The following is a 2,404-nucleotide window of genomic DNA, read 5'->3' as shown; positions in this document are numbered from 1 at the left end:
GTCTTCAGCTTGTCTTTCAGCTTGTCCATGGTGTCGCGCAGCGTCTTGGCGTCGGCGCCTTCGAGCTTCGCGGCCAGTACCTTGAGGCCCTTGACGTCAACAGCCTGCGTGACCAGCTCATCGCCCTGTGACGAAGCCAGCTTGCCCTTGAGCGCGGCGATTTCTTTCTCCAGCGACTTGACCTGGTCCAGCACCTGGCTGATGCGGCCCTGCAGCTCCGAAGGGCTGGCCTTGAGCGAGCCGGCTGCGGCTTCCACCGTGGACTCAAGCGACTGCAAGTAGGCCAGCGCGTWTTCACCGGTCACGGCCTCCACGCGCCGCACACCGGCGGCCACGCCGCTTTCAGCCACGATCTTGAAGAGGCCGATATCACCGGTGCGTTTGACGTGAACACCACCGCAGAGCTCCTTGCTGGAGCCGATCGTCAGCACACGCACGGTCTCACCGTACTTTTCGCCGAAGAGCATCATCGCGCCGGATTTCTGCGCATCTTCCATGGCCATCACGCTGGCATCGGTTGCCACGTTGGACAAAATTTCAGCGTTGACGCGTGCCTCGATCTCGCGGATCTGCGCGTCGGTGACGGGCGCGTTGTGCGCAAAGTCAAAGCGTGTGCGTTCAGCGTTCACGAGCGAACCCTTTTGCTGCACATGATCGCCCAGCACTTCACGCAAGGCCTTGTGCATCAGGTGGGTGGCGCTGTGGTTGCGCACCGTGGCGGCGCGCAGCGCGGTGTTGACCTGCGCGGTCACGGTGTCGCCGACTTTCAGCGTGCCCTCTTCCTGCGTGCCGTGGTGGCCGAACACGTCGGCCTTGATCTTGAGCGTGTCGTCCACCGTGAAAGTGGAACCCGCGGCCGTGAGCCGGCCCTGGTCCCCGACCTGGCCGCCGCTTTCGGCGTAGAACGGTGTCGTGCTCAGCACGACCACGCCGCTTTGGCCTGCATCGAGCGCCTGCACGGCCACACCGTCGGCATACAGCGCGACGACTTTGGCGGGCTCTTCCAGCAACTCGTAGCCGGTAAAGGCGTGGCCTTCGCCGGAATACTCCAGCGCACGGTCCATCTTGAACTTGCCGGCAGCGCGTGCCTGGTTCTTCTGCTTGTCCATGGCCGCCTTGAAGCCGGCCTCATCCACTTCCACACCGCGCTCGCGGCACACGTCAGCCGACAAGTCCAGCGGGAAGCCGTAGGTGTCGTGCAGCTTGAAGGCGACCTCGCCCGGGAGTACCTTGGCACCACCGGCCAGGGCGGTGTCCAGAATGGTCATGCCGATTTCGAGCGTTTCGAAGAAGCGCTCTTCTTCGGCTTTCAGCACGGACGTGATGCGGGCTTCGTCGGCCTTGAGCTTGGGATAGGCATCGCCCATCAGCCTGGCCAGGTCAGCCACAAGCTTGTGGAAGAAAGGTGTTTTCTTGCCGAGCTTGTAGCCGTGGCGAATCGCGCGGCGGATGATGCGGCGCTGCACATAACCGCGGCCTTCATTGGACGGGTTGACGCCGTCGCTCACTAAAAATGCGGTAGCGCGGATGTGGTCGGCAATGACAAACAGGCTCTTGTTGCCCAGGTCTTTTTCGCCGGTTTCGCGCGACGCCGCCTTGATCAGCTCGGCGAAGATGTCGATTTCGTAGTTGCTGTGCACATGCTGCAGGATGGCGGCCAGGCGCTCCAGGCCCATGCCGGTGTCCACGCAGGGCGCGGGCAGCTTGGTGACGCTGCCGTCGGCGGCCATGTCGAACTGCATGAACACGTTGTTCCAGATTTCGATGAAGCGGTCACCGTCTTCATCGGGGCTGCCGGGCGGGCCGCCGGGGATGTGGTCGCCGTGGTCGTAGAAGATTTCGCTGCACGGGCCGCAGGGGCCGGTGTCGGCCATCATCCAGAAGTTGTCGGACTTGTAGCGGCCGCCCTTGTTGTCGCCGATGCGGATCACGCGCTCGGGCGGCAGGCCGATCTCCTTGGTCCAGATGTCATAGGCCTCGTCATCTTCTTCGTACACCGTGGCCAGCAGGCGCTCTGGCGGCAACTTGTAGACCTCGGTCAACAATTCCCAGGCCCACTTGAGCGACTCACGCTTGAAATAGTCTCCGAAGCTCCAGTTGCCCAGCATCTCGAAAAAGGTGTGGTGGCGCGCGGTGTAGCCCACGTTCTCCAGGTCGTTGTGCTTGCCGCCGGCGCGCAGGCAGGCCTGTACCGACGCTGCACGCACGTAGGGGCGCTTGTCGGTGCCCAGGAACACATCCTTGAACTGCACCATGCCCGAGTTGGTGAACATCAGCGTCGGGTCATTGCCCGGCACCAGCGAGCTGGAGGGCACCACGGTATGGCCTTTAGACGCGAAGAAATCAAGAAATGTCTTGCGAATGTCCGAGACGGTGAATACAGGTGTTGAAGCTGACGTGGGGG

The 2,404-nt window shown here is 62.7% G+C and carries 1 protein-coding gene; it reads right to left on the bottom strand.

The features are described from left to right. The coding region (gene alaS / locus AC1D0Z_RS19745) for an alanine--tRNA ligase (RefSeq protein ID WP_477659875.1) at window positions 1-2,404 on the bottom strand (2,404 nt) is incomplete at both ends.

This window comes from Polaromonas sp. P1_E3, assembly GCF_056405935.1.
Note: the sequence above shows the minus strand (reverse complement) of the source record. Positions and strands in the feature narration are given on the sequence as shown.